Consider the following 745-nt stretch of genomic DNA (forward strand, 5'->3'; position numbering starts at 1 on the left):
GCACCGGGTACTCGGTGCCACGCCCTCCGCCATGTGGTGCGCGGGGATCAGCCCTTGCGGGACTTCACCTCGGCGGTCAGCTGCGGCAGCACGGCGAACAGGTCGCCGACCACGCCGTAGTCGACCAGCTCGAAGATCGGGGCCTCCGGGTCCTTGTTGACGGCCACGATGGTCTTCGAGGTCTGCATGCCCGCCCGGTGCTGGATGGCGCCGGAGATGCCGGCCGCGATGTACAGCTGCGGCGAGACCTGCTTGCCGGTCTGGCCGACCTGGTTGCTGTGCGGGTACCAGCCCGCGTCGACGGCGGCACGCGAGGCACCGACGGCCGCGCCCAGCACGTCCGCGAGCTCCTCGACGACGCCGAAACCGGCCGCCTCGCCGACGCCACGGCCGCCCGAGACCACGATCGCGGCCTCGGTCAGCTCCGGACGGCCGGTCGAGACCCGCGGGGTGCGCGAGGTGACCTTGGCCGCGTTCCCGGTGAACTCCACCGCCACGTTCTCCACCGCACCCGCGCCCGCAACGGCCTCGGGGGCCACCGCGTTCGGCTTGACCGTGATCACCGGCATGCCCTTCGTCACCTTCGACTTCACCTGGAAGGACGCGGCGAACACCGACTGGGTGGCGACCGGACCACCGTCACCGGCCTCCAGGTCGATGGCGTCGGTGATGATGCCGGAGCCCAGGCGCAGTGCGACGCGGGCGGCGATCTCCTTGCCCTCGCCGGAGGAGGTGACCAGGACGG

The 745-nt window shown here is 71.9% G+C and carries 1 protein-coding gene; it reads right to left on the reverse strand.

Translation table 11 applies throughout. From position 1 onward, the window contains the following. Nucleotides 1–47: 47 nt before the first annotated feature. Nucleotides 48–745, reverse strand: a 698-nt coding sequence (locus ACFV6I_RS39595) for an electron transfer flavoprotein subunit alpha/FixB family protein (RefSeq protein ID WP_380431145.1), incomplete at its 5' end; no start/stop codon positions are given.

This window comes from Kitasatospora sp. NPDC059803 (genome assembly GCF_042732255.1).
In the GTDB taxonomy this organism is placed as follows: Bacteria; Actinomycetota; Actinomycetes; order Streptomycetales; family Streptomycetaceae; genus Kitasatospora.